The sequence below is a fragment of the Pantoea sp. UBA6567 genome, from assembly GCF_002434165.1.
GTDB lineage: Bacteria > Pseudomonadota > Gammaproteobacteria > Enterobacterales > Enterobacteriaceae > Pantoea > Pantoea eucrina.
Map to the genome: position 1 here is coordinate 524,223 of NZ_DJJN01000006.1, position 25,124 is coordinate 549,346.

A 25,124-nucleotide genomic window follows, 5' to 3' on the forward strand; every position below is an offset into this window, starting at 1 on the left:
GCCAGCAGACAGGAAAAAAATGTGATACAACCAGACGTTAAAAAATTACTACGCAAACGTTTACAACATCCCGGTCACGACACCATGATCCCACAAATTCCGCAGGCTCCTGGCCTGGTTCAGCAAGTTCTCGCCTTTTTGCAGGCGCTCAAAGAGCAGGGTTTTACCGGCGATACCGCTACCAGCTATGCCGACCGTCTCTCACTCTCTACGGATAACAGCATCTATCAGCTTCTGCCGGATGCGGCACTGTTTCCGCGTTCGACCGCAGATATCGCTCTGATTGCGCGGCTCGCCGGTGAGGACGCTTTTGCCAGCCTGACGTTTACGCCACGCGGCGGCGGCACCGGCACTAACGGACAGTCGCTGAATCAGGGCATTGTGGTTGATATGTCGCGCTACATGAACCGCATTCTGGAGATCAACACCGAACAGGGCTGGGTGCGGGTTGAGGCGGGAGTAGTGAAAGATCAGCTCAACGCCTGGCTCCGGCCATACGGTTTCTTCTTTTCCCCGGAGCTCTCCACCAGTAACCGCGCCACGCTGGGCGGCATGATCAACACCGATGCCTCAGGTCAGGGATCGCTGGTATATGGTAAAACTTCCAATCATGTCGAGGGGTTACGCGCGGTGCTGCTGGGCGGCGATATCCTTGATACGCGCGCCATACCGGTGGCGCTGGCGGAGCAGCTCGCCGCAACGCCGACGCCTGAGGGCCGCATCTACCAGACGGTGCTGCAAAGCTGTCGTGAGCAGCGCGCGCTGATCCTTGAAAAATTTCCAAAGCTTAACCGCTTCCTGACCGGTTACGATTTACGCCACGTCTTCAGTGATGACATGCAGCAGGTCGATCTCACGCGGCTGTTGTGCGGTGCCGAGGGCACGCTGGCGTTTATTACGGAAGCGCGTCTTGATATCACGCCAATCCCCAAAGTCCGTCGTCTGGTTAACGTTAAATATGAGTCTTTCGACTCCGCGCTGCGCAACGCTTCATTTATGGTAAAAGCGCAGGCGCTGTCAGTGGAGACGGTGGATTCAAAAGTACTGAATCTGGCGCGGGAAGATATTGTCTGGCACTCCGTTAAAGAACTGATCACCGATATCCCGGATAAAACGATGCTGGGACTGAATATCGTGGAGTTTGCCGGCGATGATGGCGCACTTATCGAACAGCAAATCGCCCGTCTCTGCGACCGGCTGGATACGCTGATGACTGAGCGGCAGGGTGGCGTCATAGGTTATCAGATCTGTAATGAACTGGCTGAGGTCGAGCGTATTTACGCGATGCGTAAGAAGGCGGTTGGCCTGCTGGGCAATGCACAGGGGCGCGCCAAGCCAATTCCGTTTGTGGAAGATACGGCGGTGCCGCCGGAGCAGCTGGCCGATTATATTGGTGAGTTTCGCGCGCTGCTGGATAGCCACGGCCTGAGCTACGGTATGTTTGGCCATGTTGATGCGGGCGTGCTGCACGTGCGTCCGGCACTGGATATGTGCGATCCGCAGCAGGTGCTGCTGATGAAGCAGATTTCAGATGAAGTGGTCGCGCTGACGGCCCGTTACGGCGGGTTACTGTGGGGGGAGCATGGCAAAGGTTTCCGCGCGCAGTATAGTCCGGCCTTTTTCGGTGAAACGCTGTTTACCGAGCTGCGTCGTATCAAACGCGCGTTCGATCCCGATAACCGGCTGAATCCGGGTAAAATCTGCACGCCGCTGGAGAGCGATGCGCCGATGATGCAGGTGAATGGCGCGATGCGCGGCGATCTGGATCGTCAGATCCCGCTGACGGTACGCACCAGCTGGCGCGGCGCGATGGAGTGCAACGGCAACGGCCTCTGCTTCAATTTTGATGTGCGCAGCCCGATGTGTCCGTCGATGAAAATCACCCGCAATCGTATTCACTCGCCGAAAGGACGCGCGACGCTGACGCGTGAATGGCTGCGCCTGCTGTCGGAGCAGGGCGTTGATCCTGACCAGCTTGAGCAGGCGCTGCCGCAGCAGGGAGCCAGCCTGCGTATGCTGATCCAGCGTACGCGTAACAGCTGGCACGCTAACCGCGGAGAGTACGATTTTTCCCATGAGGTAAAAGAGGCGATGTCGGGCTGTCTGGCCTGTAAAGCCTGTTCGACCCAGTGCCCGATTAAAATCGATGTGCCCGATTTCCGCGCGCGCTTTTTACAACTTTACCATACGCGCTATCTGCGACCGGTCAGCGATCACCTGGTGGCCAGCGTAGAGAGCTATGCGCCGCTGATGGCGAAAGCGCCAAAGGTGTTCAATTTCTTCCTGCAGCAGCCGTGGATGCGCGAATTCAGCAAAACGCATATCGGTATGGTGGATTTGCCTCAGCTCTCCGCACCTAACCTTAAACAGCGTCTGAGCGGGCATCCGGCAATGAACCTGACGCTGGAGCAGCTGGAAGCGATGGATAGCGCAGCGCGGCAGCAGTGCGTGCTGGTGGTGCAGGACCCGTTTACCAGCTACTACGAAGCGCAGCTGGTGACCGACTTTATTTCACTGATTGAAAAGCTGGGTTACCGTCCGGTGCTGCTGCCTTTCTCTCCCAACGGCAAAGCGCAGCATGTTAAGGGGTTTCTGCAGCGTTTCGCCCGTACCGCAGCGAAAACTGCTGAACTGCTCAATCGGGTGGCAAAACTGGGGATCCCGATGGTCGGGGTCGACCCGGCCACTGTGCTCTGCTATCGCGATGAGTATCAGCAGGTACTGAAAAGCAAGCGCGGTGATTTCAGCGTGCTACTGGTGCATGAGTGGCTGCAGCAGGCGCTGGCTGATGGCGTAAATCAGCCGGTCAGCGGCGAGCCCTGGTATCTGTTTGCGCACTGTACGGAAGTGACCGCGCTGCCCGCTACGCCGGATCAATGGCAGAAGATATTTGCCCGCTTCGGTGCCCGGCTGGAAAATATCAATACCGGCTGCTGCGGCATGGCGGGGACGTATGGCCACGAGGCGCAGCATCTGGAGAACTCGCTCGGCATCTATGCGCTCTCCTGGCATCCGCAGCTGCAGCGGCTGCCGCGCCAGCGCTGTCTGGCGACCGGCTTTTCCTGTCGCAGCCAGGTGAAACGTGCCGAAGGCAACGGCATGCGTCATCCTTTACAGGCGCTGCTGGAATTGATGTAAACAAAATGTAGGAGCCGTCACAAAGCTGGATTAGAATATCCAGCCAGCGTGGCGGACAAAATCACGCTGCAGGCCCGTTATCTGGTCCCAGTCGCCGCTTTGTGCAAGCTTTTGGCATAAATGCGTCAGCGACTGGCGGGCGAACTGATACGCCTGCAGGCGAAACAGCCGGTCACGGTCATCGTTGCCCATCTCCTGAATCAGGCGATGGTGCAGCTTGCCTAAGGCGTGCAGATAGCTGCGATCGTCGCCGTTGATATCGCAGATTTCCGCCATATCCAGGCAGGTATCGTTAAACCGGCGCAGCTGCTCCAGTGAGCACTCTGGCCGGTTGAGTCTGGCTTCGGCCAGATAAAAATCTACGGTGATGTCGCGCACGGCAAATCGGTAGTCGCTGATTTTGTGTTGTAACCAGGCTGAAACGGTACGTGTCATAGCGCCGCCTAAATAGTTAATGATAATCATTATCATATTAAACTGCGTCAGGAATGCAATTCCCGCTAAAGAAATATATTGATGTCTGTAACCTGTTACTAAAATCGGCAATAACAATCTCTTTACATTCGGTAAAGGCGTAACCTGTATACAGGTTAATTGCTTTAGGGCCGGTTTTTATAAAATGTTACGATATCAATAGGTTGTAATATTTGTCCCGAATAAAAACTGTCTGTTACAGGCCGTACTAAAGGGACTATGCTTAATAATTAAGCAGAAAAAACAGCACGAGATGATTATCCCTGCAAAACAAGAGGTTGAAGTGATAGGCGATATCACTACCATAGGGGGATAGCCTGAGAAGGTCCAGACTTGCGAGGTACAACGATGTCATCAGTAAACGCCGCGTCCTTTTCGCCTGACGATTTTGTCTGGAAAGGACTTACGCTGACCGAGTCGGCAGCGAAACAGATCCTGACTCTGGTTGAACAGGACCCGGAAGTAAAGGGTCTGAAACTGAGCGTGAAACAATCTGGCTGTGCCGGTTTTGGTTATGTCATGGATCTGGTAAAAGAGCCAGCCGATGACGATCTGCAGTTTGAGCAGTTTGGCGCAAAACTCTTTGTGCCGCTTCAGGCAATGCCGTTTGTCGACGGCACCGAGCTGGACTACGTCCGTGAAGGCCTGAACCAGATCTTTAAATTCAATAACCCTAAAGCTCAGCACGCCTGCGGGTGCGGTGAAAGCTTTGGCGTCGAGTAAGTGAAATATGTCACGACATAGCGAAGCATCTGATGATGTACAGACCTGGGAAGGCAAGCTCAACTACAAAGAGGGCTTCTTTACCCGGTTACAAACCGACGAACTGGCACACGGCATTAATGAAGATGTCGTGCGTGCGATCTCGGCTAAACGTAACGAACCCGAATGGATGCTTGAGTTCCGGCTCAAGGCTTTCCGTGCCTGGCTTGAAATGGAAGAGCCGCACTGGTTAAAAGCGCACTATGACAAGCTCGACTATCAGGATTACAGCTACTTTTCTGCGCCATCATGCGGGAACTGTGACGACAGCTGCGCATCTGAGCCGGGTGCAACCCAGGCGTCGGGCAGCGTGGCCTCCAGTGACTACCTGACTCAGGAAGTGGAAGACGCGTTTAATCAGCTGGGTGTTCCGGTACGTGAAGGTAAAGAGGTCGCTGTCGATGCGATTTTCGATTCCGTGTCGGTCTCAACCACCTACCGTGACAAGCTGGCCAAACAGGGCATTATCTTCTGCTCATTTGGTGAAGCGATCCATGACCATCCGGAACTGGTACAGAAGTATCTGGGTACTGTCGTGCCACACAACGATAACTTCTTTGCTGCGCTTAACTCAGCGGTAGCCTCCGATGGCACCTTTGTTTATATCCCGAAAGGGGTACGCTGCCCGATGGAGCTGTCGACCTATTTCCGCATCAACGCGGCGAAAACAGGTCAGTTTGAGCGCACCATTTTGATTGCAGATGAAGACAGCTATGTCAGCTATATCGAGGGCTGCTCGGCGCCGGTACGTGACACTTATCAGCTGCACGCAGCGGTCGTTGAAGTCATCATCCATAAAAATGCTGAAGTGAAATATTCCACGGTACAGAACTGGTTCCCTGGCGGCGAAGGTGAGGGCGGTATCCTCAACTTCGTTACCAAGCGCGCCCTGTGCGAAGGCGATCACAGCAAGATGTCCTGGACGCAGTCTGAGACCGGCTCTGCGATTACCTGGAAATATCCAAGCTGTATCCTGCGCGGTGACTACTCCGTAGGTGAGTTCTACTCGGTTGCCCTGACCAGCGGTCGCCAGCAGGCGGATACCGGTACCAAAATGATCCATATCGGTAAAAACACCAAATCGACCATTATCTCTAAAGGGATATCGGCGGGTAAAAGCCAGAATACCTACCGCGGTCTGGTGAAAATCATGCCGACGGCAACCAATGCGCGTAACTTTACGCAGTGTGACTCGATGCTGATTGGTCCCGATTGCGGTGCGCATACTTTCCCGTATGTAGAAACGCGCAACAACACAGCGCAGCTTGAGCATGAAGCCACTACGTCACGTATTGGCGAAGATCAGATGTTCTACTGCCTGCAGCGCGGCATCAGCGAAGAAGATGCGATCTCTATGATCGTCAACGGCTTCTGTAAAGATGTTTTCTCCGAGCTGCCACTGGAATTTGCCGTGGAAGCACAAAAACTGTTAGCGATCAGCCTTGAGCACAGTGTCGGCTGATGCCACACGCGTTGCCGGAAGCAATGTGAAGGAATAAGTATGTTAAGTATTAAAGATTTACAGGTTAGCGTTGAAGATAAAGAGATTTTGCGCGGTCTGAACCTGGAAGTTAAACCAGGTGAAGTCCACGCCATTATGGGCCCGAATGGCTCAGGTAAAAGTACGCTTTCAGCAACGCTGGCGGGTCGCGAAGATTACGAGATCACCGGTGGCTCCGTCACCTTTAAAGAGAAAGATCTGCTGGCGCTGGAACCTGAAGAGCGTGCCGGAGAAGGCATCTTTATGGCGTTCCAGTACCCGGTAGAGATCCCGGGTGTCAGCAACCAGTTTTTCCTGCAGACCTCCGTTAATGCAGTACGCAAATATCGCGAGCAGGAAGAGCTGGATCGCTTCGACTTCCAGGATTTTATCGAAGATAAGATCAAGCTGCTGAAAATGCCGGAAGATTTGCTGACGCGTTCAGTTAACGTCGGCTTCTCCGGTGGTGAGAAGAAGCGCAATGATATTCTGCAGATGGCGGCGCTGGAGCCGGAACTCTGCATTCTCGATGAGACCGATTCGGGTCTGGATATTGATGCCCTGAAAATCGTGTCTGAGGGCGTTAACAGCCTGCGCGACGGTAAGCGCTCTTTCATCATCGTAACGCACTATCAGCGTATCCTGGATTACATTAAGCCGGATCACGTGCACGTTCTTTATCAGGGTAAAATCGTTAAGTCTGGCGACTTTTCACTGGTGAAACAGCTGGAGGAGCAAGGCTATGGCTGGCTTACCGACGAAGAGTGATAATGCCCTGCAGCAGTGGCACCATCTGTTTGAGTCTCGCGGCGAGCAGCGCTCGCTGCAGGCGCAGCAGCACTGGCAGCAGCTGATGCGTGAAGGCTTGCCCACCCGCAAGCATGAAAACTGGAAATATACATCGCTGGAGAGCCTGCTGGGACAGCACTTTGTGCTGCCTTCCGCGCAGAGTCTCAGCCGTGAGCAGGCGGATGCGCTGGCGCTGCCGCTGGACGCGGTACGACTGGTATTTGTTGATGGCCGCTTCCAGCCTGCGCTGAGCAGCACGGAAACCGATCTGTTTGAGATCCAGCACGTTCAGGCAGCGGAGCGTCGCGATTTGCCGGCGCCGGTACAGCCGGAGATCTTCCTGCATCTGACAGAGAGCCTGGCAGAAGAGGTGACGACGATTCGTCTGGCGCGCGGCAAAGCGGCTACCCGCCCACTCTACCTGCTGCATATCACCAGCGGTCAGGCAGATGCGCTCAATACCGTGCACCATCGTCATCATGTAGAGCTGGAGCAGAGTGCGGTAGCGGAAATCGTTGAGCACTATGTCACGCTGAATGACGCGGCGCACTTTACCGGCGCGCGGATCACCTTTGCCGTAGCGGATAATGCGCAGCTGAAACATACCAAGCTCGCCTTTGAAACCAGCAGCAGCTATCACTTTGCGCATAATGACATTGTGATGGGTCAGGATGCGCGCGTCAGCAGCACCAGCTTCCTGCTGGGCGCCGGCCTGTCACGTCATAACACCAGCACGCAGCTGAATGGCGAAAACAGCGAGCTGGCAATGAACAGCCTGGTCCTGCCGGTGGGCAGCGAAATCGCAGATACCCGCAGCTATCTGGAGCACAACAAAGGCCACTGCCTGAGTCGTCAGCTGCATAAAACCATTTCGCGCGAAAAAGGCCGTGCCGTCTTCAATGGTCACATCAAAGTGGCACAGCACGCGCTGAAAACCGATGGCCAGATGACCAACAATAATCTGCTGCTGGGCCGGCTGGCGGAAGTCGATACCAAGCCACAGCTGGAGATCTACGCCGATGACGTAAAATGCAGCCATGGTGCCACCATCGGCCGCATTGATGATGAGCAGATGTTTTATCTGCGCTCGCGCGGTATCGCTGAAGAAGCGGCGCAGCAGATGATCATCCACGCTTTTGCCGCCGAACTGACCGAAACGCTGGATGATGACATTCTGCGTCAGGCGGTGCTGGCACGCATCTCACAGCGTTTCCCTGGAGTACATTCATGAGTTTCGATTCCGAACGAGTCAGAGCGGAGTTTCCGATCCTGAGTCGTGAGGTCAACGGACACCCGCTGGCCTACCTTGACAGCGCGGCCAGCGCGCAGCGTCCGCTCGCGGTAATCAACGCGGAAAGTCATTTTTACCAGCACGGCTACGCCGCCGTGCATCGCGGCATCCATTCGCTTAGCGCGCAGGCCACCAGCGATATGGAAGCGGTACGCGCGCAGGCTGCGGCCTTTCTGAATGCGGCTTCGCATGAAGAGATTATCTTTGTTAAAGGCACAACCGAAGGCATTAATCTGGTAGCCAATAGCTGGGGCGGCAGTCAGCTGCAGCCTGGTGACAATCTCATCATTACCGAGATGGAGCATCACGCTAACATCGTGCCGTGGCAGATGGTGGCACAGCGCACCGGTGCTGAGATCCGCGTCCTGCCGCTCAGCGATAGCGGTGAACTGGCTACAGAGCAGCTTGCTACGCTTATCGACAGCCGTACCCGGCTGCTGGCGGTCACGCACGTCTCTAACGTGCTGGGCACCGTTAACCCGGTTAAGGCGCTGGTCGCTCAGGCGAAAGCAGCCGGCCTGGTCACACTGATTGATGGCGCGCAGGCGGTGATGCATCACGCCGTTGACGTGCAGGATATCGACTGTGATTTCTACGTTTTCTCCGGACATAAGATTTACGGTCCGACCGGTATCGGCGTACTCTATGCGCGTAAAGCGCTACAGGAGCAGATGCCGCCGTGGGAAGGCGGGGGGGCCATGATTGACCAGGTCATGCTGCCGGTGGGAACCACCTGGAACAGCGCGCCGTGGCGCTTTGAAGCGGGTACGCCTAATACCGGCGGTATCATCGGTCTGGGTGCTGCACTGAATTGGGTAAGTGAACTGGGTCTTGATGCTATTCATGCACGCGAAAGCGCGCTGATGCGTTACGCGCTGGACAAACTCGCTTCAGTACCGGACATCGTGCTTTATGGTCCAGCGCAGCGCAGCGGGGTAATCGCCTTTAACCTGGGTAAACATCACGCCTTTGACGTTGGCAGCTTCCTCGATCAGTATGGTATTGCCATTCGCACCGGTCACCACTGTGCGATGCCGCTGATGCGCCACTATGCCGTACCGGCGATGTGTCGCGCCTCCTTCGCGCTCTATAATACCGAAGATGAGGCAGATCGGCTGGCCGCTGGCCTGACGCGTATCCATCGCCTGCTGGGCTAAGCAGATTTCAGGAGTAACAGATGGCGAACCTGCCGGAAAAAGAGAAGCTGGTGCGCAACTTTAATCGTTGCGCTAACTGGGAAGAGAAGTACCTTTACATCATTGAGCTGGGTGCAAAATTACCAGAATCCTCTGAAAGCCTGCATCAGCCTGAGTATGTCATTTCAGGCTGTCAGAGCCAGGTCTGGATCCGCATGACGCCGCAGGCGGACGGATCGATGGCGTTTGAAGGGGATAGCGACGCAGCTATTGTTAAGGGATTGATTGCAGTAGTATTTAGCCTCTATCAGGGGCTGAAGCCGCAGGAGATCCTCGAGCTGGATGTGCGCCACTGGTTTGCGGAACTGGCGCTGACTCAGCACCTGACGCCAACGCGTTCTCAGGGGCTGGAAGCGATGATCCGCGCTATCCGGCATAACGCTCAGCAGCTCTGCTAAGGTACACTCTTCAGACCCCGGTTTAGCCGGGGTCTTTTCCATCCAGAAAGAGAAACCTGCATGAAACCTGCGTTACGTTTAGCTGGTGCACTGCTGCTGTCCTGCTTTGGACTCTCTGCACCTTCAATGGCTACTGAATATCCTCTCCCTGCCGACGACAGCCGCCTGATCGGCGAAAACGTTCTGACCACTATCTCTGATAACAAACAGCCGCTGGAGAGCGTGGCAGCGCGCTACAGCACAGGACTGCTCGGCCTGCTGGAAGCAAACCCCGGCGTTGATCCCTGGCTGCCGGCGGCAGGTACGCAGATCACCGTGCCGCTGCAAATGCTGTTGCCGGATGCGCCGCGCAAAGGGATTGTGGTTAATCTGGCTGAGCTGCGCCTCTACTACTATCCGCCGGGAGAAAACCGCGTGGTGGTCTATCCAATCGGCATTGGCCAGTTAGGCGCTGCGACGCCCGATATGGTGACGCGTATCAGCCAGAAAATTCCCAACCCGACCTGGACACCGACGCCAAATATTCGCAAGCGCTATGCGAAAGAGGGCGTGACGCTGCCGGTGACGGTTCCGGCCGGCCCTGACAATCCGATGGGACTGTTCGCCCTGCGTCTGGCGTATGGCAAGGGACACTACCTGATTCACGGCACTAACGCTGACTTTGGCATCGGCATGCGCGTCAGCTCCGGCTGTATTCGCCTGCGTCCCGCTGATATTGAAGCGCTGTTCAACAGCGTCCCGGCAGGCACGCGCGTTCAGATTGTTAATCAGCCGGTGAAGTACGCCATCGAACCAGACGGTAAACGCTATATTGAGGTTCATCAGCCGCTGTCGCGCAGTGAAAAAGATGATCCGCAGACGCAGCCGCTGGTGCGCAGCACCGCTCTGAAAGCCTTTAGCCGCAGTGCGAAAAGCGACAGTGCGCTGATTGAGGAGGCGATGACGCGCCGTTCAGGTATGCCGGTGCTGGTCAGCAGCGGCGAGCCGGTTGCCGCAGAGACGGCAGAGCAGGTTGCAGCAGAGCCGCAGGGCTGAAGTCAGCCGGTCAGACAGCGCCACCGGGCGCTGGAATCAGCACAAAAAAAATGGTGCCACCAGGGCACCATTTTTCAAACCAGAACTCTTACTTACGGTAAGAGTGAGCCTGGTTGTCCAGACGCTGGTTAGCGCGAGCTGCGTCATCTTTAGCAGCCTGAACGTCAGAACGCACTGCGTTCACGTCGTTGCTCAGCTGGTCAACTTTAGCGTTCAGAGTCTGAACGTCTGAAGACAGCTGGTCGATTTTAGCGTTGCTTGAGCAACCAGCCAGCAGAGTTGAACCCAGGATTACCGCGCCCAGTACCAGTTTAGTACGTTTCATTTTATACCCTCTAGATTAAGTTAATCTCCATGTAGCGTTACAAGTATTGCACAAAGCTTTTTAAGTTGAGAATAAATTTTTGATGAGAACATGCTTAAATTTGATCGTTCGCTCAAAGAAGCAGCACCTGGCAGAATATGATGAAAATATTTAGCGAAAACAGAGGGATTTAATCGGATTAACCTTAATTCCACAACATATTGAATAGTTATTTTCGATTTGAATTTTTCTGATTATAGATTAGCGATGGAATAAAAAAAGCGCCGGTTAAGGCGCTTGTTTAAATAAAGTGTGACGTTAAATCAAATCACGTGCACGGAAGCGGTGTTAGTAGTTCCGCTTGGCACCAGGGCACCTGAAACCATCACGACCACATCACCTTTCTGCGCGTAGCCGCTTTCCAGCGCCAGCTCTTTACCAATGCGATAGAAATCATCGGTTGATTCAATGCGGGCGACCAGGCGAGTCTCGATACCTTTGCTCAGGATCAGCTGACGGGCAGTGGTCTGATTGGTCGTCAGGGCGAGAATGGTTGCATCCGGGAAGTACTTACGTACTGATTTTGCTGATTTACCGCCCTCGGTGGCTACAACAATCAGTGGTGCTTCCAGTTTCTCTGCGGTCTCAACGGCACCACGGCAGACAGCTTCCGTAATACGCAGCTTGCGGGAATCTTTCAGCTCGTCGATGCGTGACTTCATCACGCGATCGGTACGCTCACAGATGGTGGCCATGATCGTGACCGACTCCAGCGGATAGCGGCCTTTGGCGCTCTCACCAGACAGCATCACGGCGTCAGTACCGTCAAGAATGGCGTTAGCCACGTCGCCCGCTTCAGCACGGGTAGGGCGCGGGTTTTTGATCATGGAGTCGAGCATCTGCGTAGCAGTGATGACCACTTTGCGGGCTTTGTTGCACTTTTTGATCATCATCTTCTGCGCGAAGATAACCTCTTCAACCGGGATCTCTACGCCCAGATCGCCACGCGCAACCATGATGCCGTCAGACGCTTCGAGAATTTCATCGAAGTTGTTAAGGCCTTCCTGGTTTTCGATCTTAGAGATGATCTGGATGTTTTCGCCGCCATGCGCTTTCAGATGCTCGCGGATCTCCAGCACGTCAGAGCGTTTACGAATAAACGACGCGGCGACAAAGTCCACTCCCTGCTCGCAGCCAAAAATCAGATCGCGCTTATCTTTTTCTGCCAGTGCAGGCAGCTGGATAGAGACGCCAGGCAGGTTAACGCCTTTGTTTTCGCCGAGGTCGCCGTTATTCAGCACTTCACACACTACGCTGTTTTCCGTGACTTCAGTAACGGTCATGCCAATCAGGCCATCGTCGACCAGAACCGTGTTGCCAATTTTCAGATCTTCAGTAAAACCGGCATAGGTAACAGCGACGCGTTCATGATTACCAATCACAGACTGATCGGTGGTAAAGGTAAAGGTCTGGCCCGCCTTGAGTGAAACGTCGTTGCCACCCTCCAGCTTCATGGTGCGGATTTCCGGTCCTTTGGTGTCCAGCAGAATCGCGGCCTGATGCCCCGTTTTTTCCATGACGGCACGCATATTTGCGATGCGCTGACCATGTTCGGCGTAATCACCGTGCGAGAAGTTGAGACGCATAACGTTCATGCCTGCTTCCAGCAGCTGGGTCAGCATCTCTTCTGATTCGGTTTTCGGCCCGATAGTACAAACAATCTTGGTCTTTTTCATGTCAGATATCTGTATGTTGTGATGGATGATAAAGGTCGGTATCCGATGCGCGGAGCACCGAAGTGAAAATGTGACGATTGTGGCTACGGATAATACAGAAGTAAGAATAGGTGACAGGAACTGAGCGTGCAGGGAAGTTATGCGTTGCAGAAGCAGGCCGGCAGGGCGGCGTTGCGCAAATCAGAGACATTGATGGCATAGGCACGTCAGCGCTGAAACCTTTCAGGTGAAACAACGAGCCATAGTATAATCGCTAAGTATGCGAAAACCAATATAAAAGCAGCAGGGGATATCGACCTGAATCAAGGAAAGCGACGTTGCGCAAGAAGAGGATACAGCGAAGTGGTGCGCTCTAATGGACTCGAACCATCGACCCCCACCATGTCAAGGTGGTGCTCTAACCAACTGAGCTAAGAGCGCGCAATACAGCAAACTGGTGCGTCCGAGTGGACTCGAACCACCGACCCCCACCATGTCAAGGTGGTGCTCTAACCAACTGAGCTACGGACGCACTTGGTGCGCTCTAATGGACTCGAACCATCGACCCCCACCATGTCAAGGTGGTGCTCTAACCAACTGAGCTAAGAGCGCAACACGCTGTCAGGGCGACAGCGGGGACGAATATTAACGGTACGCCGGAAACCTGGCAAGGGAAAAAAACAGAAAATCGGGACGACTGACCAGCATCTGTGCGAAGCGTCGCTTTTTTCAGCATTGCGGGCCAGATAAACGCCCGCTCAGCCACTTAGCGCGCCGCCCGCGCCAGAATAACCTCTGCAGGCAGACGCTGCATACGGCGAATACGCCAGATCATCATCGCGGCGGCAGAGGTCAGGCCCACAATAAACCCGCACCAGAATCCGGCCGGACCCAGCGCCGGAACAATCCAGTCAGTCAGCGCCAGGATATAGCCTGCCGGCAGTCCTAATACCCAGTAAGCGATCAGCGTAATGAAAAAGATCGAGCGGGTATCTTTATAACCGCGCAGGATCCCGCTGCCGATAACCTGAATCGAATCGGAGAACTGATAGATCGCAGCCAGCAGCATCAGCTGGGCAGCCAGCGTAATGACCGCAGGGTTCGCCGTATAGAGCGCGGCGATATCGTGACGGAACGTGACGGTAAACAGGGCAGTGCAGGCCGCCATGGCGATGCCCACGCCCTGACCGGTCCAGGCGGCGGTGCGTGCACCTTCCGCCGAGCCTTCACCCAGCCGGTAACCCACGCGAATCGTGGTGGCTACCCCCAGCGACAGCGGCAGGACAAACATCAGTGAGCTGAAGTTGAGCGCGATCTGGTGTCCTGCGACATTCACAATGCCCAGTGGTGAAACCAGCAGCGCCACTACGGCAAACAGCGTAACTTCAAAGAACAGCGCCAGCGCTACCGGTAACCCCAGCGAAAAGAGCCGCGTGAGAATAGCGCGCGAGGGCGCTGACCAGCGTGAGGCCATGCGAATATCGCGCATCGCCGGCATACGCCGGAGCCAGAAGCGCATAACCAGAAACATCACCCAGTAGACGGAGGCGGTTGCCACGCCGCACCCCACGCCGCCGAGACGCGGCATACCAAAGTGGCCATAAATGAAGATGTAGTTCAGCGGAATGTTGGTCAGCAGTCCGAGAAAGCCCAGCAGCATGGCGGGTTTGGTTTTAGACAGACCGTCGCACTGGTTACGCGCCACCTGGAAAAAAAGATAGCCCGGTGCGCCCCAGAGCAGCGCATGCAGGTAACCTTCCGCTTTAATGGCCAGATCGGCGTCAATGTCATGCATTGCGCGGATAAGATAGCCCGCGTTCCATAACACAACCATAATGACAAGCGAAACGGCCAGTGCCAGCCAGTACCCCTGGCGCACCTGCTCGGCAATGCGTTCACGTCGTCCGGACCCGTTGAGTTGCGCAACGGCTGGCGTCAGTGCCAGTAGCAGACCGTGACCAAAAAGAATGGCGGGAAGCCAGATAGAGGTGCCAACAGCAACGGCGGCCATATCCGTGGCGCTTACCGCACCGGCCATAACGGTATCTACAAATCCCATCGCAGTCTGGGCTACCTGAGCGAGGATCACCGGGATTGCGAGGGCCAGCAGCTGACGCGCTTCTGTTAAATACTTCTGCACGTATCACCTGTTTGATTAAGAGAAAGAGAGACTATTCCCGGCGAATGCGCGCTCAATGCAGCCAGAGCCCGCTCGCGGAACAAATAATGATAACAAATTTATTTGCCTTTTATGCAACCATTGCGCATGCGCAAATTAAGTTGTGCTGGCAGGCTGTGATAAGCTAAGACAAACGCGTGGAGAGGATAGTTATGTTTACGGGTATTGTGCAGGGCGTGGCGGAAATTGTCGCCATTGAAGAGAAAGAGCTGTTTCGCACTCATACTGTACGTCTTGATGCAGCCCTGCTGCCAGGGCTGGAGCTGGGGGCGTCTGTAGCGCACAACGGCTGCTGCCTGACCGTAACGGCCATCGAAGAGGATCGGGTCAGCTTTGACCTGATTAAAGAGACGCTGCGCATTACCAATCTGGGTGCGCTGCAGGTGGGTGACAGAGTCAATATTGAGCGTGCGGCTAAATTCAGCGATGAAATTGGCGGACACCTGATGTCGGGTCATATTATGACCACCGCTGAAATCTGCAAAATTATTCAGTCGGAAAATAACCGCGAAGTCTGGTTCAGACTGCAGGATGCAGAACAGATAAAATATATTCTGCGCAAAGGCTATATCGGTATTGATGGCATCAGCCTGACGGTCGGCGATGTGACCAAAACCAAATTCTGCGTCCACCTGATCCCGGAAACGCTGGAGCGCACCACGCTGGGAAGCAAAAAGCTGGGGCATAAGGTCAATATCGAAATCGATCCGCAAACGCAGGCGATTGTGGATACCGTTGAGCGCGTTATGGCGCAGCGTGAAGCCGCCCTGATTGCCGCAGCAACAGCGCCGGCCGGACCGGCAGAATAAACTTTAGTAAAGGCGCGCAGCGCGCCTTTTTAACCTAGCGCGCAACGCGCAGCCCGCCTTCATAGCCGCGACTGAACATCACCTGCCACAGCTGAATATCCCGGGCGCGAAAGGCACCTGCACACGCATTGAGATAGTAGCTGAACATACGCTTAAAACGCTCATCATAGCGGGCAGAGAGCTGCGGCCACGCCGCCAGGAAACGCGTATGCCACGCCATAAGCGTGGTGTCATAATCGGTCCCAAAGTTGTGCCAGTCTTCCATAATAAAATAAGGCTCGCTGGCGTCCGCTATCTGTCGCACAGAGGGCAGGCAGCCGTTCGGGAAAATATATTTATCGATCCACGGATCTACCCGCATATCGGTTCTTACCGCCCCGATGGTGTGCAGCAGAAAGAGGCCGCCGGGTTTCAGGTTGCGGTTAACCACCCTGAAGTAGGTCGCATAATTTTTCGGGCCAACGTGCTCAAACATCCCGACGGAAACGATGCGGTCAAACTGCTGCTCAAGGTCGCGATAATCCTGCAGCAGTATCGTGACGTCCAGTCCGGCGCAGCGCTGCTGAGCCATCTTTTGCTGCTCCTGGGAGATAGTGACGCCATATACGCTGACACCGTAGCGGCGGGCAGCAAACTCCGCCAGCCCGCCCCAGCCGCAGCCGATATCCAGCAGAGACATGCCGGGTTCAAGCTGCAGTTTGCGGCAGATCAGATCCAGCTTGGCTTCCTGCGCCGCTTCCAGCGTTTGCGCATGAGGCCAGTAGCCGCAGGAGTACTGCATAAACGGGTCCAGCATCAGGCTGAACAGGTCATTACCCAAATCGTAGTGCGCTCTGCCGACCTGCCAGGCGCGCTTTTTTGATTGCAGATTGGTCAGCCGGGCAGCGGCGATACGCAGCGTATCCTTAAAGTGGTGCGGCAGCTGATGATCGAGATGATGTCTGAGCGCGCGATGAAAAAACATATCCAGTCGTTCACACGTCCACCACCCATCCATGTAACTTTCGCCCAGACCCAGTGAGCCTTCCTGCATCACGCGCTTAAAAAAGTCAGCATGATGAACCTGAATATCCCACGGTCGTGAACCATTAACGCGAATATCTGCCTGTTCAAGTAACTCCCGGGCAATACGAAACCACGGATTCTCTTCAGGAGTGACTGCTTCTGCACATGATGAACTCATAGCTTCTCCATCACCTTGTAAATATGACCTGGGAAACAGAAGGGTCTGCATCAGGTCTGTGAAAGAACGCAGGGTGGTGCCATGCGCAACTAAACCACATTAACAGAGGTATGAATAGTCCGGACTCACGCAATGCGCAGCGGCCTGGCCGCACGCAGATGCTGTCCCGGAAAGACCGGGAGCGCTGTTATTGTTATGAATGTCAGAAGAGATAGCGACCCGCGGCGCGAATGCGGGCGGATCGCTCTCTGGCAAAATAGCACCAGACCGGCTTATGCGTTGTCTTCGCAGGGATGGGCGATATCGGCTGATTTAGCCGTTGCGCGCTGCCAGACGAAGCCCATCCAGGCGAGCACCACCGTACTTACCATTACCAGCGTAGTGTGATAAAGCGCCTGCTGCAAACCAGCCGAGACAATCAGGCTGGCAAGGAAGCATAAGCCAAGCTGCAGCAGATTCTGTAAACCTGCAGCTTTACCGCTGGCGTGCGGGAACGGCGCCAGCGCGCTGGCAACCACAATCGGATAGATAGCGCCGTTTGCCAGCGCCATACCGCAGAAAGGCAGCAGCAGGCCAAAAAGCGACGGCGCGGGAAGCAGCGCAACGGCAAAGAGGCTCATAATGCTCAGACTGTAAATCAGCAGCAGCCAGGGCAGCAGCTGCGCGCCCTGAAAGCGATTAAGCAGCGCACGACAGCCAAAACCGCCAATAAGGAAGGCAATCGTCTGCGGCACATAGCTGAGCCCGATATCGGCCGGGGTTAAGCCCGCGGCCGCCAGAATAAAGGGTGAACCCGTCAGCCAGGCAAAGAAGCTGGCAGAGCAGGCGGAGTAAATCAGCACGTTGCCGCTGTAGGCGCGGGTAGCGAGCAGCGTCAGCCAGCCAGGCTGATCGCCGCGCGCCGCCTGAGAGATACGCGGCGAGCGAAGTCTGAGGGTACCTGCCAGCAGCACCAGGGTAATCAGCGTCAGCACCAGGAAAATAGTGCGCCAGTGAAAATGACTCATCAGCCAGGCACCCAGCAGCGGAGCCAGAGCAGGAGAGAGCGCCACCAGCGGCATGATAGTGGCAAACACTTTATTGGCCTGCGCTTTAGGGTAGCGATCGATAACCAGCGCCTGCCAGCTCACGGCGGCGGCACAGACGCCCACAGCCTGAATAAAGCGCAGCGCCAGCATCAGCCAGACGTTGTCGGCCCATAGCATGGCCAGACAGCTCAGGGCAAAGATTGAGAGGCCCGCCAGTAAAACCGGTTTGCGGCCAATGCGGTCAGAGAGAAGTCCCCAGCCCACCTGCGCACAGGCAAAGCCCGCCAGAAACAGGCTCAGGCTGGCGCTGATAACACCCGGAGCGGTGGCAAAATCACGCTGCATGTCGCTGAATGCGGGCAGATACATATCCGTGGCGAGAAAGCCGAGCATGCTCAGCAGCGCCAGATAGGGCAGAAATCCTTTAGATGACATCACTATTTTTCTCATTCGGCAGGGAAACGCGAAGGAGTGTAAAAGGGTGCAGTCAGCTTTGTGAAACGCTAATATTTGCAGAGTGCTGTTAAATTTTTTGAAGGCAAAAATATGTGGTCTGAATATGCACTTGAGGTGGCGGATGCCGTCGCCCGCACCGGCAGTTTCAGCGCGGCAGCGCAGGAGCTGCACCGCGTGCCTTCTGCTATCAGCTATACCATCAGGCAGCTGGAGAGCTGGCTTGCCGTGGAGCTGTTTGAACGCCAGCATCGGGAGGTGGTCCTGACGCCGGCCGGCGAGCATTTTGTGCGAGAAGGCCGCTCTGTTATCAAAAAAATGCTGGCAACGCGACGCCAGTGTCAGCAGCTGGCCAACGGCTGGCGCGGCCAGCTCACTATTGCCGTTGATTGTATCGTCAAGCCGCAGCGCACGCGCCAGCTGGTGAAAGATTTCTATCGCCACTTTCCCGATATGGAGCTGATCATCAGCTATGAAGTGTTTAACGGCGTATGGGATGCGCTGGCCGATGGCCGGGTTGACGTAGCCATCGGCGCCACGCAGGCGATCCCGGTTGGCGGACGCTTTGCTTTTCAGGATATGGGCGCCCTTAACTGGCGCTGCGTGGTCAGTCCGGATCATCCACTGGCGCAGAGCGCGCATCCTGACGAAGAGGCGCTGCGCGCCTGGCCGTCGCTGGTGCTGGAAGATACGTCGCGCGCGCTGCCGCGCCGTATGACCTGGACGCTGGATAATCAGCGCCGGCTGGTGGTGCCGGAGTGGGAAACCGGAATCGACTGCCTGCAGGCTGGCCTGTGCGTGGGGATGATCCCGGGACATCTGGCGCGGCCGCTACTGGATAGCGGCGCGCTGGTGGAGCTGATATTACCGCAGCCCTTTCCGGAGAGTCCCTGCTGCGTCAGCTGGGCCGAGCAGCGGGCGTCGCCGGCGCTGACCTGGCTGCTGGAATACCTGGGTGATGCTGAGACGCTAAACCATGAGTGGCTCAGCGAGCGCCGCGCTTAGCGGCGATAGTCGCGAAACGGACCATCCCCGACGGAGCGACGCTCAATCAGACTGGGCTGAACTTCAATTGTTTGCGGCTCTTCACGTTTACTGGTAATGCGGTCCAGCAGCATCTCCAGCGCTTTCTCACCCAGCTGAGCTTTGGGCTGATGCACCGTCGTCAGCGCCGGCGTAAAGTAGCGGGCGTTGCGCACATTATCATAGCCGATCACCGAAATATCCTGCGGTACGCGCAGGCCCATCTCATCGGCAGCGCAGATGGCGCCCATTGCCATAATATCGCCGCCGCAGAACACAGCGGTAGGCCGCTGCTTCTGGCTCAGGATCTGCTGCATCGCCTGATAACCCGACTCCGGCTCAAAATCGCCCTGTACGATCCACTCCGCACGCACCGCGATCCCCGCTTCCTGCATCGCCTGCAGGAAGCCGGCGTGCCGTCCGCCGCCGGTATTGCGCTCCAGCTGGCCCGGAATAGCACCAATATCGCGATGACCCCGCTCGATCAGGTAACGGCCGGCCAGATAGCCGCCCTGAAAGGCGTTATCCTGCACGGTATCGGTAAAATCCCCGCGGGAAGCGCCCCAGTCCATGACCACCATCGGAATATTGCGATTCTCTTCCAGCATCTGAAGCAGATCGTCCGGATACTCAGAGCACATCACCAGCAGGCCATCTACCCGCTTTTGCGCCATCATCGACAGATAGGCGCGCTGTTTTTGCAGGTCATTGTGCGCATTGCCCAGAATCAGCGTATAGCCCTGAGCGAAGCAGTGGTTTTCAATCGCTTCAATGATTTCAGCAAAGTAGGGGGCTTCGCTGGATGTCGCCAGCAGACCCAATGTTTTCGTGTGATTAACCTTCAGGCTGCGCGCCACGGCGCTGGGAGAGTAGTGCAGCGCTTTAATCGCCTCCCACACGGCATTACGCGTCTCTTCAGCGACAAAGCGCGTTTTATTGATGACGTGCGAAACCGTGGTCGTTGATACGCCAGCGCGTTTTGCCACATCTTTAATTGTTGCCATGAAAATGGACCTCTTAAACCTATCGCAACTTTATGATAAGTATAGTGTTAAACGTTTGCGTCTGCGCAGGGTTTTCTGCCCGGTTTCAGCATAAAAATGGCTGATTTAAGGCGAGTAATTAACCGTAACAGATAATGACAGCAGCGTGCGCAAAAGGTGTTGCGCAACGAAAGGCGGCGATTCTAGCAAGGTGAGGGGCATAAAACGAGATTTTTACCTGAGGTCAGGCGAAAATATTTAGATTACGGCAGCCGGTATGTGTTCAGGCCAAAACGCGCGCGGCGTGTTGCGCAACCGCTAACGAATGGTTTTAGGTGTCATCATGCGGCGTGCGCCAACATAGTGCTTCTGCCAGTAATCTTCACCCAGCGCGCTGATCTGAATATCCTTGCCGGTACGCGGCGACTGAATAAATTTGCCGTTACCCAGATAAACGCCAACATGATCGGCTGTACCGCGATTATTGATGCGGAAAAACACCAGATCCCCTTTCTCCAGCATTTCGCGCTTGATGGGAGCGGCATCGCGCAGATGATACATTTCGTTGGCCGTGCGCGGCAGTTTGAAACGGACCAGATCTTTGTAGGCGTACCAGACCAGGCCACTGCAATCGAATCCGGTAAGCGGAGAGGTGCCACCCCACTGATAAGGTTTGCCCAGCTGGCCCATAAGTTTAGTCATGGCGGTTTCACGCGCCTTCTGGTAGCGCAGACGGTGGGATTTGCTGAGCCTGATACCGGTCAGCGCATCGGTACTCTCTTCCGCGGCCGCTATTTTCCGGCTGGTACGCTGATGACCATATTTTTTGCTGGCGGAGAGGGCGGGCGCTTTTTTACGGGCGGTACGGGAAGTCGCAGGCGGTTCTGCGTGCAGGCTTTTTTTCGATTTAACTTTTTGTACGGGCGTGACGCGTGTTTTTTTAGCCGAGGTTTTAACCGGACGTCGTTTGCGGCGCTCATCGTCGCGCGCACTCTTTTTCTCCGCTTTCTGCAGGCTGGCGTTAACCGGCTTGTGCGGTGAAGCAGCGGCCACGTTAAAAAACAGCTGAGCAAAAGCCAGTATGAAAAGCGTAATCAGTAAACGCATAGTCCGGTTACAGGTTCGGCAGGCTGCAGAAGCAGACCGCGGCAATATTAGAAAATTCTGATCAGCGATCAGCGCCGGATTGATTCTAATCCACTTTTTTTACAAAAGGTAAGGTCTTTTTTATTAAATCCATCAACACAAGGGCTGTGCAGCAAAAATGAGCGGTTTCAGGCGGTTAACGCAGCATATTTATTGCTAATCGTGTATTAATACACACTTCGTCATACGCCCGTGGCGGCAAACTTAACAAACATGGCGATTCATGCCGCAGCGAGGCAAATTCCCGATTTCAGTCGCGGGATGAAGTCGCTACAATAAACAAACACGAAGTGAAGAATTAAGGAAGGCAAAAATGAGTACTGTTGAAAAAATTCAGCGCCAGATCGCAGAAAACCCGATCCTGCTGTATATGAAAGGATCGCCAAAACTGCCAAGCTGCGGCTTCTCAGCTCAGGCTGTTCAGGCGCTCTCTGCCTGTGGCGAACGCTTCGCGTATGTTGATATCCTGCAGAATCCTGATATCCGTGCTGAACTGCCAAAATACGCTAACTGGCCAACCTTCCCGCAGCTGTGGGTGGATGGGGAGCTGGTCGGCGGCTGCGACATCATCGTTGAGATGTTCCAGCGCGGTGAACTTCAGCCGCTGATCAAAGAAACCGCTGAGAAACACAAAGAAGCGGAATAAATTAAAAGGCCGGCGCTGTGCCGGCCTTTTTCATTCTCTTACTCTGCCGCGCTTTCGCCTGACGCTTCGCTCTCTGCCTCAGCGTCATTTAGCGCCAGCGGCCAGCCACCTAAACGTTTCCAGCGGTTTACCAGCTCGCAAAACAGCATTGCCGTCTGCTCTGTATCATAAAGCGCCGAGTGCGCCTGCGTGCTGTCAAAATCGATACCTGCCGCCTTGCACGCTTTTGCCAGCACCGTCTGTCCCAGCACCAGCCCGCTCAGCGCCGCCGTATCAAAGGTGGCAAACGGATGAAAGGGGTTGCGTTTCAGGCTGGCGCGCTCAGCCGCCGCCGTAACGAAGCTGTGATCAAAGTTGGCATTATGCGCCACAATAATCGCCCGGTTGCAGCCGCTCTCTTTAAGCCCTTTGCGCACCTGTTTAAAGATGGCGTGCAGCGCTTCATATTCGCTCACTGCGCCGCGCAGCGGGTTCGCAGGATCGATACCGGTAAACGCCAGCGCTTCAGGATGAAGAAGGGCACCTGCAAAGGGTTCAATGTGAAAATGCTGGGTTTCGTCACGCTGCAGCCAGCCATCCTCATCCATTTTCAGGGTCGTGGCGGCAATCTCCAGCAGCGCATCAGTCTGCGCATTAAAACCGGCGGTTTCGACATCGATAACTACCGGATAAAAGCCGCGAAAGCGTTGGTTAAGGGCGTTCTGGGCGTTCGATTCAGACATCAGGATCTCATAGCAGTGAAAAGGGCAGCGCGCATTATGGCAAAAAAGGCGGGAGGGTGCAGCAGATGAGAAAAACCAGCCCGCAAATTTGCGGGCTGGCGTCAGGCATCAGTTACCAAGGCCATTACCGGCATGCTTGTTTTCAATCAGCTCAATTTTATAGCCATCGGGATCTTCAACAAATGCAATAATCGTGCTGCCACCTTTAACCGGGCCCGCCTCACGGGTTACGTTGCCGCCCGCGCTACGGATGCGCTCGCAGGTTGCGGCGACATCGTCTACGCCCAGCGCGATGTGACCATAGGCGTTCCCAAGGTCATATTTTTCCGTACCCCAGTTATAGGTCAGCTCAATGACCGCACCTTCGCTCTCTTCGGTGTAGCCAACAAATGCCAGAGTATATTTATATTCTGCATTTTCACTCTGACGCAGCACGCGCATACCCAGTACGCGGGTATAGAAGTCAATTGAGCGTTGCAGATCGCCAACGCGTAACATGGTGTGAAGTAAACGCATAACATCCTCTTTTTTAACATGGTCAGATTTTGACGCAGAAACAGTACAAGTATAGCGGGTGACGGGGCTGCCGCATCGTTATGCGGCAGCTGCCGGTTACAGCGTCGGGTAGTCGATGTAACCTTCCGCACCGCCGCCGTAGAAACTCTCCGGGCGCTGCGGGTTAAGCGGAGCATCCTGCTGCAGGCGGGCAACCAGGTCCGGGTTGGCAATAAAGTCGCGGCCAAACGCCACGGCATCAATCAGGCCGCGCGCGATCAAATCATCCGCTTTTTCCACGCTGTAGGCGCCGGCACCGATGATCACACCGGGGAAAGCCGTGCGGACTTTTTCGCGGAACGCATCAGTGTAAGGTTTGCCACCCGCCCAGTCTGGCTCAGAAAGGTGCAGATAGGCCAGGCCGCGTTTGCCCAGTTCACTGATATACCAGAGCGCAGCTTCCTCTTCGTCCGGGCCATTTTCCAGGTTCTGGAACGCCCCGACAGGTGAAACGCGGATCCCGACGCGATCGGCAGACCAGTTGGCGATCGCTGCATCCACAACTTCCAGCGCAAAGCGGCCGCGCTTTTCAATCGAGCCGCCATACTCGTCGTCGCGCTTGTTTGAGTCAGGCGACAGGAACTGGTGCATCAGATAGCCGTGCGCTGAGTGCAGCTCAAGCAGGTCAAAGCCAGCCTCGCGGGCATTGGCTGCAGCCTGGCCGAAATCCTGCACAATCTGTTTAATTTCATCGACGGTCAGTTCGCGCGGCACGGAGGTCTCTTCGCGATACACGCTGCCGTCAGCGGCGCGCAGCGAGGTACGGGTACCGGCTGGCAGGGCAGAAGGCGCAACCGGTGCATTACCTTCTGGCTGCACGCTGTAATGTGAAATGCGGCCGGTATGCCACAGCTGGACCGCAACGTGGCCCTGAGCAGCGTGAATGCCTTCGTTGATCATCTTCCATGCATCAATCTGCTGCTGCGTATGCAGGCCTGGTGCGCCCGCATAGCCTTTAGCCTGAAAAGAGACCTGCGTCGCTTCAGTAATAATCAGGCCCGCTCCGGCACGCTGCTGGTAGTACTCAGCCATCATCGGCGTGGGAACATCACCCGGCTCAATGCTGCGCAGCCGCGTCAGCGGTGCCATGAATACGCGGTTAGGAACGGTAACTGCACCCACTTTCAGCGGGGAAAATAGCTGTTTGCTCGCCATAGTAATTCCTCTATTAGACCGGTCGTCTATAAACATCTGTTTTAAAAATGCGGGCCGTTAAGCCACTGTTCGATAGTGCTGAGTGCCAGATTAATCGGATCTGGTTCGCGGGAAATTTTGCTCTGCAGACTGGCGCCCAGCCAGAGCAGATAGCAACGCTGCGCAAGCTGCACCGGAGTCTGATTAAATAGCAGCGGCTGTTCAGCCGCAGCCTCGGTCAGGCAGTGTGCGTAAGCGGCAATAATGGCGCTGGCGCCGCGCTGCAGCGCATCGCGCATCGGCTCTGAGAGATCGCATACCTCAGCCGACAGCTTGACGCCCAGGCAGCCCATAATAAGCCCCTGCTCAGCAAACAGCTGCCGGCCTGAACGAAAATGCGCCAGCAGCCGCTGACGTGCAGGCAGGGATGGCAGCGTCAGCTGCTGATTGATCTGCTGCAGATAATTGACGAAATAGCGCTCCAGCAGCGCAACGCCAAACGCCTCTTTAGAGCGGAAATAGTAATAGAAGGACCCTTTCGGCACGGCCGCCAGCGTGAGTACTTCGTTAAGTCCCATTCCGGTAAAGCCGCGCTGCAGACAAACCTGCTCGCCGGTAGCGAGCAGGTGTTCACGGGTTTCATTACGTTGCACACTTTTATTCATGAGCAAAAGCCTAGTA

At 55.4% G+C, this 25,124-nt stretch carries 23 protein-coding genes and 3 tRNA genes; 11 read left to right on the forward strand and 15 right to left on the reverse strand.

Going from position 1 to position 25,124, the window contains the following annotated elements; all coding sequences use genetic code 11:
- Positions 1–84 precede the first annotated feature (84 nt).
- The gene (gene ydiJ, locus B4M48_RS08495; protein WP_288656402.1) at positions 85–3,138 is read left to right on the forward strand and encodes a D-2-hydroxyglutarate dehydrogenase YdiJ; all 3,054 of its coding nucleotides are present in this window, start codon (positions 85–87) and stop codon (positions 3,136–3,138) included.
- Between the two features lie 30 nt (positions 3,139–3,168).
- On the opposite strand, the gene B4M48_RS08500 is transcribed toward ydiJ, so the two are convergent.
- Positions 3,169–3,573 carry a hypothetical protein gene (locus B4M48_RS08500; protein WP_039385821.1) on the reverse strand — a complete coding sequence of 135 codons (405 nt, stop codon included), beginning with the start codon at positions 3,571–3,573 and terminating at the stop codon, positions 3,169–3,171.
- A 387-nt stretch (positions 3,574–3,960) separates the two neighbouring features.
- Here B4M48_RS08500 and sufA point away from each other — a divergent pair, with 387 nt between their 5' ends.
- Genes sufA through B4M48_RS08535 form a run of 7 tightly spaced genes read left to right on the forward strand, consistent with a single transcriptional unit; the run spans position 3,961 to position 10,563 of the window.
- Positions 3,961–4,335, forward strand: a complete 375-nt coding sequence (sufA, locus tag B4M48_RS08505; RefSeq protein WP_039384102.1) for a Fe-S cluster assembly scaffold SufA — start codon at positions 3,961–3,963, stop codon at positions 4,333–4,335.
- Between the two features lie 7 nt (positions 4,336–4,342).
- Positions 4,343–5,836: a Fe-S cluster assembly protein SufB gene (gene sufB / locus B4M48_RS08510; protein ID WP_039384104.1), complete on the forward strand. Its 1,494-nt coding sequence runs from the start codon at positions 4,343–4,345 to the stop codon at positions 5,834–5,836.
- Positions 5,837–5,875: 39 nt separating this feature from the next.
- Positions 5,876–6,622 carry a Fe-S cluster assembly ATPase SufC gene (sufC, locus tag B4M48_RS08515; RefSeq protein ID WP_039384106.1) on the forward strand — a complete coding sequence of 249 codons (747 nt, stop codon included), beginning with the start codon at positions 5,876–5,878 and terminating at the stop codon, positions 6,620–6,622.
- Entirely contained in the window at positions 6,597–7,874 is a 1,278-nt protein-coding gene (gene sufD / locus B4M48_RS08520) for a Fe-S cluster assembly protein SufD (RefSeq protein WP_039384107.1), read from the forward strand. Before sufC ends, sufD begins: the two co-directional genes overlap by 26 nt.
- On the forward strand, positions 7,871–9,091 hold the full coding sequence (gene sufS / locus B4M48_RS08525; protein ID WP_039384108.1) for a cysteine desulfurase SufS: 1,221 nt from the start codon (positions 7,871–7,873) through the stop codon (positions 9,089–9,091). Before sufD ends, sufS begins: the two co-directional genes overlap by 4 nt.
- A gap of 20 nt (positions 9,092–9,111) precedes the next feature.
- On the forward strand, positions 9,112–9,528 hold the full coding sequence (sufE, locus tag B4M48_RS08530; RefSeq protein ID WP_071668772.1) for a cysteine desulfuration protein SufE: 417 nt from the start codon (positions 9,112–9,114) through the stop codon (positions 9,526–9,528).
- A gap of 60 nt (positions 9,529–9,588) precedes the next feature.
- The gene (locus tag B4M48_RS08535; RefSeq protein WP_039384113.1) at positions 9,589–10,563 is read left to right on the forward strand and encodes a L,D-transpeptidase family protein; all 975 of its coding nucleotides are present in this window, start codon (positions 9,589–9,591) and stop codon (positions 10,561–10,563) included.
- A gap of 88 nt (positions 10,564–10,651) precedes the next feature.
- Here B4M48_RS08535 and B4M48_RS08540 read toward each other — a convergent pair whose 3' ends face one another.
- The 6 genes from B4M48_RS08540 to B4M48_RS08565 form a co-directional block, all read right to left on the reverse strand.
- Positions 10,652–10,888 (reverse strand): major outer membrane lipoprotein, encoded by a 237-nt coding sequence (locus tag B4M48_RS08540; protein WP_039384115.1) that lies wholly within the window; start codon positions 10,886–10,888, stop codon positions 10,652–10,654.
- Between the two features lie 302 nt (positions 10,889–11,190).
- Positions 11,191–12,603: a pyruvate kinase PykF gene (gene pykF, locus B4M48_RS08545; RefSeq protein WP_039384119.1), complete on the reverse strand. Its 1,413-nt coding sequence runs from the start codon at positions 12,601–12,603 to the stop codon at positions 11,191–11,193.
- A 343-nt stretch (positions 12,604–12,946) separates the two neighbouring features.
- Positions 12,947–13,023: transfer RNA gene (locus tag B4M48_RS08550), tRNA-Val, on the reverse strand.
- 14 nt (positions 13,024–13,037) lie between these two features.
- A tRNA-Val gene (locus B4M48_RS08555) sits at positions 13,038–13,114 on the reverse strand.
- A 3-nt stretch (positions 13,115–13,117) separates the two neighbouring features.
- Positions 13,118–13,194 (reverse strand) — tRNA-Val (locus B4M48_RS08560).
- Positions 13,195–13,348: 154 nt separating this feature from the next.
- Complete coding sequence (locus tag B4M48_RS08565) at positions 13,349–14,722, reverse strand: MATE family efflux transporter (RefSeq protein WP_039384121.1); 1,374 nt, start codon at positions 14,720–14,722, stop codon at positions 13,349–13,351.
- Between the two features lie 191 nt (positions 14,723–14,913).
- Between B4M48_RS08565 and B4M48_RS08570 the strand changes: the two genes are divergently transcribed.
- Positions 14,914–15,570 carry a riboflavin synthase gene (locus B4M48_RS08570; RefSeq protein WP_039384122.1) on the forward strand — a complete coding sequence of 219 codons (657 nt, stop codon included), beginning with the start codon at positions 14,914–14,916 and terminating at the stop codon, positions 15,568–15,570.
- A gap of 34 nt (positions 15,571–15,604) precedes the next feature.
- Here B4M48_RS08570 and cfa read toward each other — a convergent pair whose 3' ends face one another.
- Both cfa and punC read right to left on the reverse strand, forming a co-directional pair.
- Positions 15,605–16,753, reverse strand: a complete 1,149-nt coding sequence (cfa, locus tag B4M48_RS08575) for a cyclopropane fatty acyl phospholipid synthase (RefSeq protein ID WP_071668774.1) — start codon at positions 16,751–16,753, stop codon at positions 15,605–15,607.
- 272 nt (positions 16,754–17,025) lie between these two features.
- On the reverse strand, positions 17,026–18,219 hold the full coding sequence (gene punC / locus B4M48_RS08580; RefSeq protein WP_039384127.1) for a purine nucleoside transporter PunC: 1,194 nt from the start codon (positions 18,217–18,219) through the stop codon (positions 17,026–17,028).
- A 108-nt stretch (positions 18,220–18,327) separates the two neighbouring features.
- On the opposite strand from punC, the gene punR reads away from it, so the two are divergent.
- Positions 18,328–19,239: a DNA-binding transcriptional activator PunR gene (gene punR, locus B4M48_RS08585; RefSeq protein WP_094111259.1), complete on the forward strand. Its 912-nt coding sequence runs from the start codon at positions 18,328–18,330 to the stop codon at positions 19,237–19,239.
- Here punR and purR read toward each other — a convergent pair.
- Positions 19,236–20,261 (reverse strand): HTH-type transcriptional repressor PurR, encoded by a 1,026-nt coding sequence (purR, locus tag B4M48_RS08590; RefSeq protein ID WP_039384130.1) that lies wholly within the window; start codon positions 20,259–20,261, stop codon positions 19,236–19,238. The two genes, punR and purR, sit on opposite strands and share 4 nt — an antisense overlap.
- Positions 20,262–20,558: 297 nt before the next feature.
- Positions 20,559–21,347 (reverse strand): C40 family peptidase, encoded by a 789-nt coding sequence (locus tag B4M48_RS08595; protein WP_039384133.1) that lies wholly within the window; start codon positions 21,345–21,347, stop codon positions 20,559–20,561.
- A 352-nt stretch (positions 21,348–21,699) separates the two neighbouring features.
- Between B4M48_RS08595 and B4M48_RS08600 the strand changes: the two genes are divergently transcribed.
- The gene (locus tag B4M48_RS08600; RefSeq protein ID WP_021506217.1) at positions 21,700–22,032 is read left to right on the forward strand and encodes a Grx4 family monothiol glutaredoxin; all 333 of its coding nucleotides are present in this window, start codon (positions 21,700–21,702) and stop codon (positions 22,030–22,032) included.
- A 38-nt stretch (positions 22,033–22,070) separates the two neighbouring features.
- Here B4M48_RS08600 and rnt read toward each other — a convergent pair whose 3' ends face one another.
- From rnt to B4M48_RS08620, 4 genes are all read right to left on the reverse strand, one after another.
- On the reverse strand, positions 22,071–22,754 hold the full coding sequence (rnt, locus tag B4M48_RS08605; protein WP_039384135.1) for a ribonuclease T: 684 nt from the start codon (positions 22,752–22,754) through the stop codon (positions 22,071–22,073).
- A 108-nt stretch (positions 22,755–22,862) separates the two neighbouring features.
- On the reverse strand, positions 22,863–23,270 hold the full coding sequence (gloA, locus tag B4M48_RS08610; protein WP_039384137.1) for a lactoylglutathione lyase: 408 nt from the start codon (positions 23,268–23,270) through the stop codon (positions 22,863–22,865).
- A gap of 96 nt (positions 23,271–23,366) precedes the next feature.
- Positions 23,367–24,464, reverse strand: coding sequence for an alkene reductase (locus B4M48_RS08615; protein ID WP_039384139.1), 1,098 nt, complete (start codon positions 24,462–24,464; stop codon positions 23,367–23,369).
- Positions 24,465–24,505: 41 nt separating this feature from the next.
- Positions 24,506–25,108: a TetR/AcrR family transcriptional regulator gene (locus B4M48_RS08620; protein WP_039384141.1), complete on the reverse strand. Its 603-nt coding sequence runs from the start codon at positions 25,106–25,108 to the stop codon at positions 24,506–24,508.
- Positions 25,109–25,124 lie beyond the last annotated feature (16 nt).

Coding starts and splice junctions, on each gene's coding strand:
- B4M48_RS08600 (WP_021506217.1), top strand. CDS start 21,700: ATGAGTACTGTTGAAAAAATTCAGCGCCAGATCGCAGAAAACCCGATC.
- pykF (WP_039384119.1), bottom strand. CDS start 12,603: ATGAAAAAGACCAAGATTGTTTGTACTATCGGGCCGAAAACCGAATCA.
- cfa (WP_071668774.1), bottom strand. CDS start 16,753: ATGAGTTCATCATGTGCAGAAGCAGTCACTCCTGAAGAGAATCCGTGG.
- B4M48_RS08595 (WP_039384133.1), bottom strand. CDS start 21,347: ATGCGTTTACTGATTACGCTTTTCATACTGGCTTTTGCTCAGCTGTTT.
- B4M48_RS08540 (WP_039384115.1), bottom strand. CDS start 10,888: ATGAAACGTACTAAACTGGTACTGGGCGCGGTAATCCTGGGTTCAACT.
- sufA (WP_039384102.1), top strand. CDS start 3,961: ATGTCATCAGTAAACGCCGCGTCCTTTTCGCCTGACGATTTTGTCTGG.
- B4M48_RS08535 (WP_039384113.1), top strand. CDS start 9,589: ATGAAACCTGCGTTACGTTTAGCTGGTGCACTGCTGCTGTCCTGCTTT.
- B4M48_RS08500 (WP_039385821.1), bottom strand. CDS start 3,573: ATGACACGTACCGTTTCAGCCTGGTTACAACACAAAATCAGCGACTAC.
- punR (WP_094111259.1), top strand. CDS start 18,328: ATGTGGTCTGAATATGCACTTGAGGTGGCGGATGCCGTCGCCCGCACC.
- B4M48_RS08570 (WP_039384122.1), top strand. CDS start 14,914: ATGTTTACGGGTATTGTGCAGGGCGTGGCGGAAATTGTCGCCATTGAA.
- sufD (WP_039384107.1), top strand. CDS start 6,597: ATGGCTGGCTTACCGACGAAGAGTGATAATGCCCTGCAGCAGTGGCAC.
- purR (WP_039384130.1), bottom strand. CDS start 20,261: ATGGCAACAATTAAAGATGTGGCAAAACGCGCTGGCGTATCAACGACC.
- ydiJ (WP_288656402.1), top strand. CDS start 85: ATGATCCCACAAATTCCGCAGGCTCCTGGCCTGGTTCAGCAAGTTCTC.
- B4M48_RS08615 (WP_039384139.1), bottom strand. CDS start 24,464: ATGGCGAGCAAACAGCTATTTTCCCCGCTGAAAGTGGGTGCAGTTACC.
- sufB (WP_039384104.1), top strand. CDS start 4,343: ATGTCACGACATAGCGAAGCATCTGATGATGTACAGACCTGGGAAGGC.
- rnt (WP_039384135.1), bottom strand. CDS start 22,754: ATGTCTGAATCGAACGCCCAGAACGCCCTTAACCAACGCTTTCGCGGC.
- sufE (WP_071668772.1), top strand. CDS start 9,112: ATGGCGAACCTGCCGGAAAAAGAGAAGCTGGTGCGCAACTTTAATCGT.
- gloA (WP_039384137.1), bottom strand. CDS start 23,270: ATGCGTTTACTTCACACCATGTTACGCGTTGGCGATCTGCAACGCTCA.
- sufS (WP_039384108.1), top strand. CDS start 7,871: ATGAGTTTCGATTCCGAACGAGTCAGAGCGGAGTTTCCGATCCTGAGT.
- B4M48_RS08620 (WP_039384141.1), bottom strand. CDS start 25,108: ATGAATAAAAGTGTGCAACGTAATGAAACCCGTGAACACCTGCTCGCT.
- sufC (WP_039384106.1), top strand. CDS start 5,876: ATGTTAAGTATTAAAGATTTACAGGTTAGCGTTGAAGATAAAGAGATT.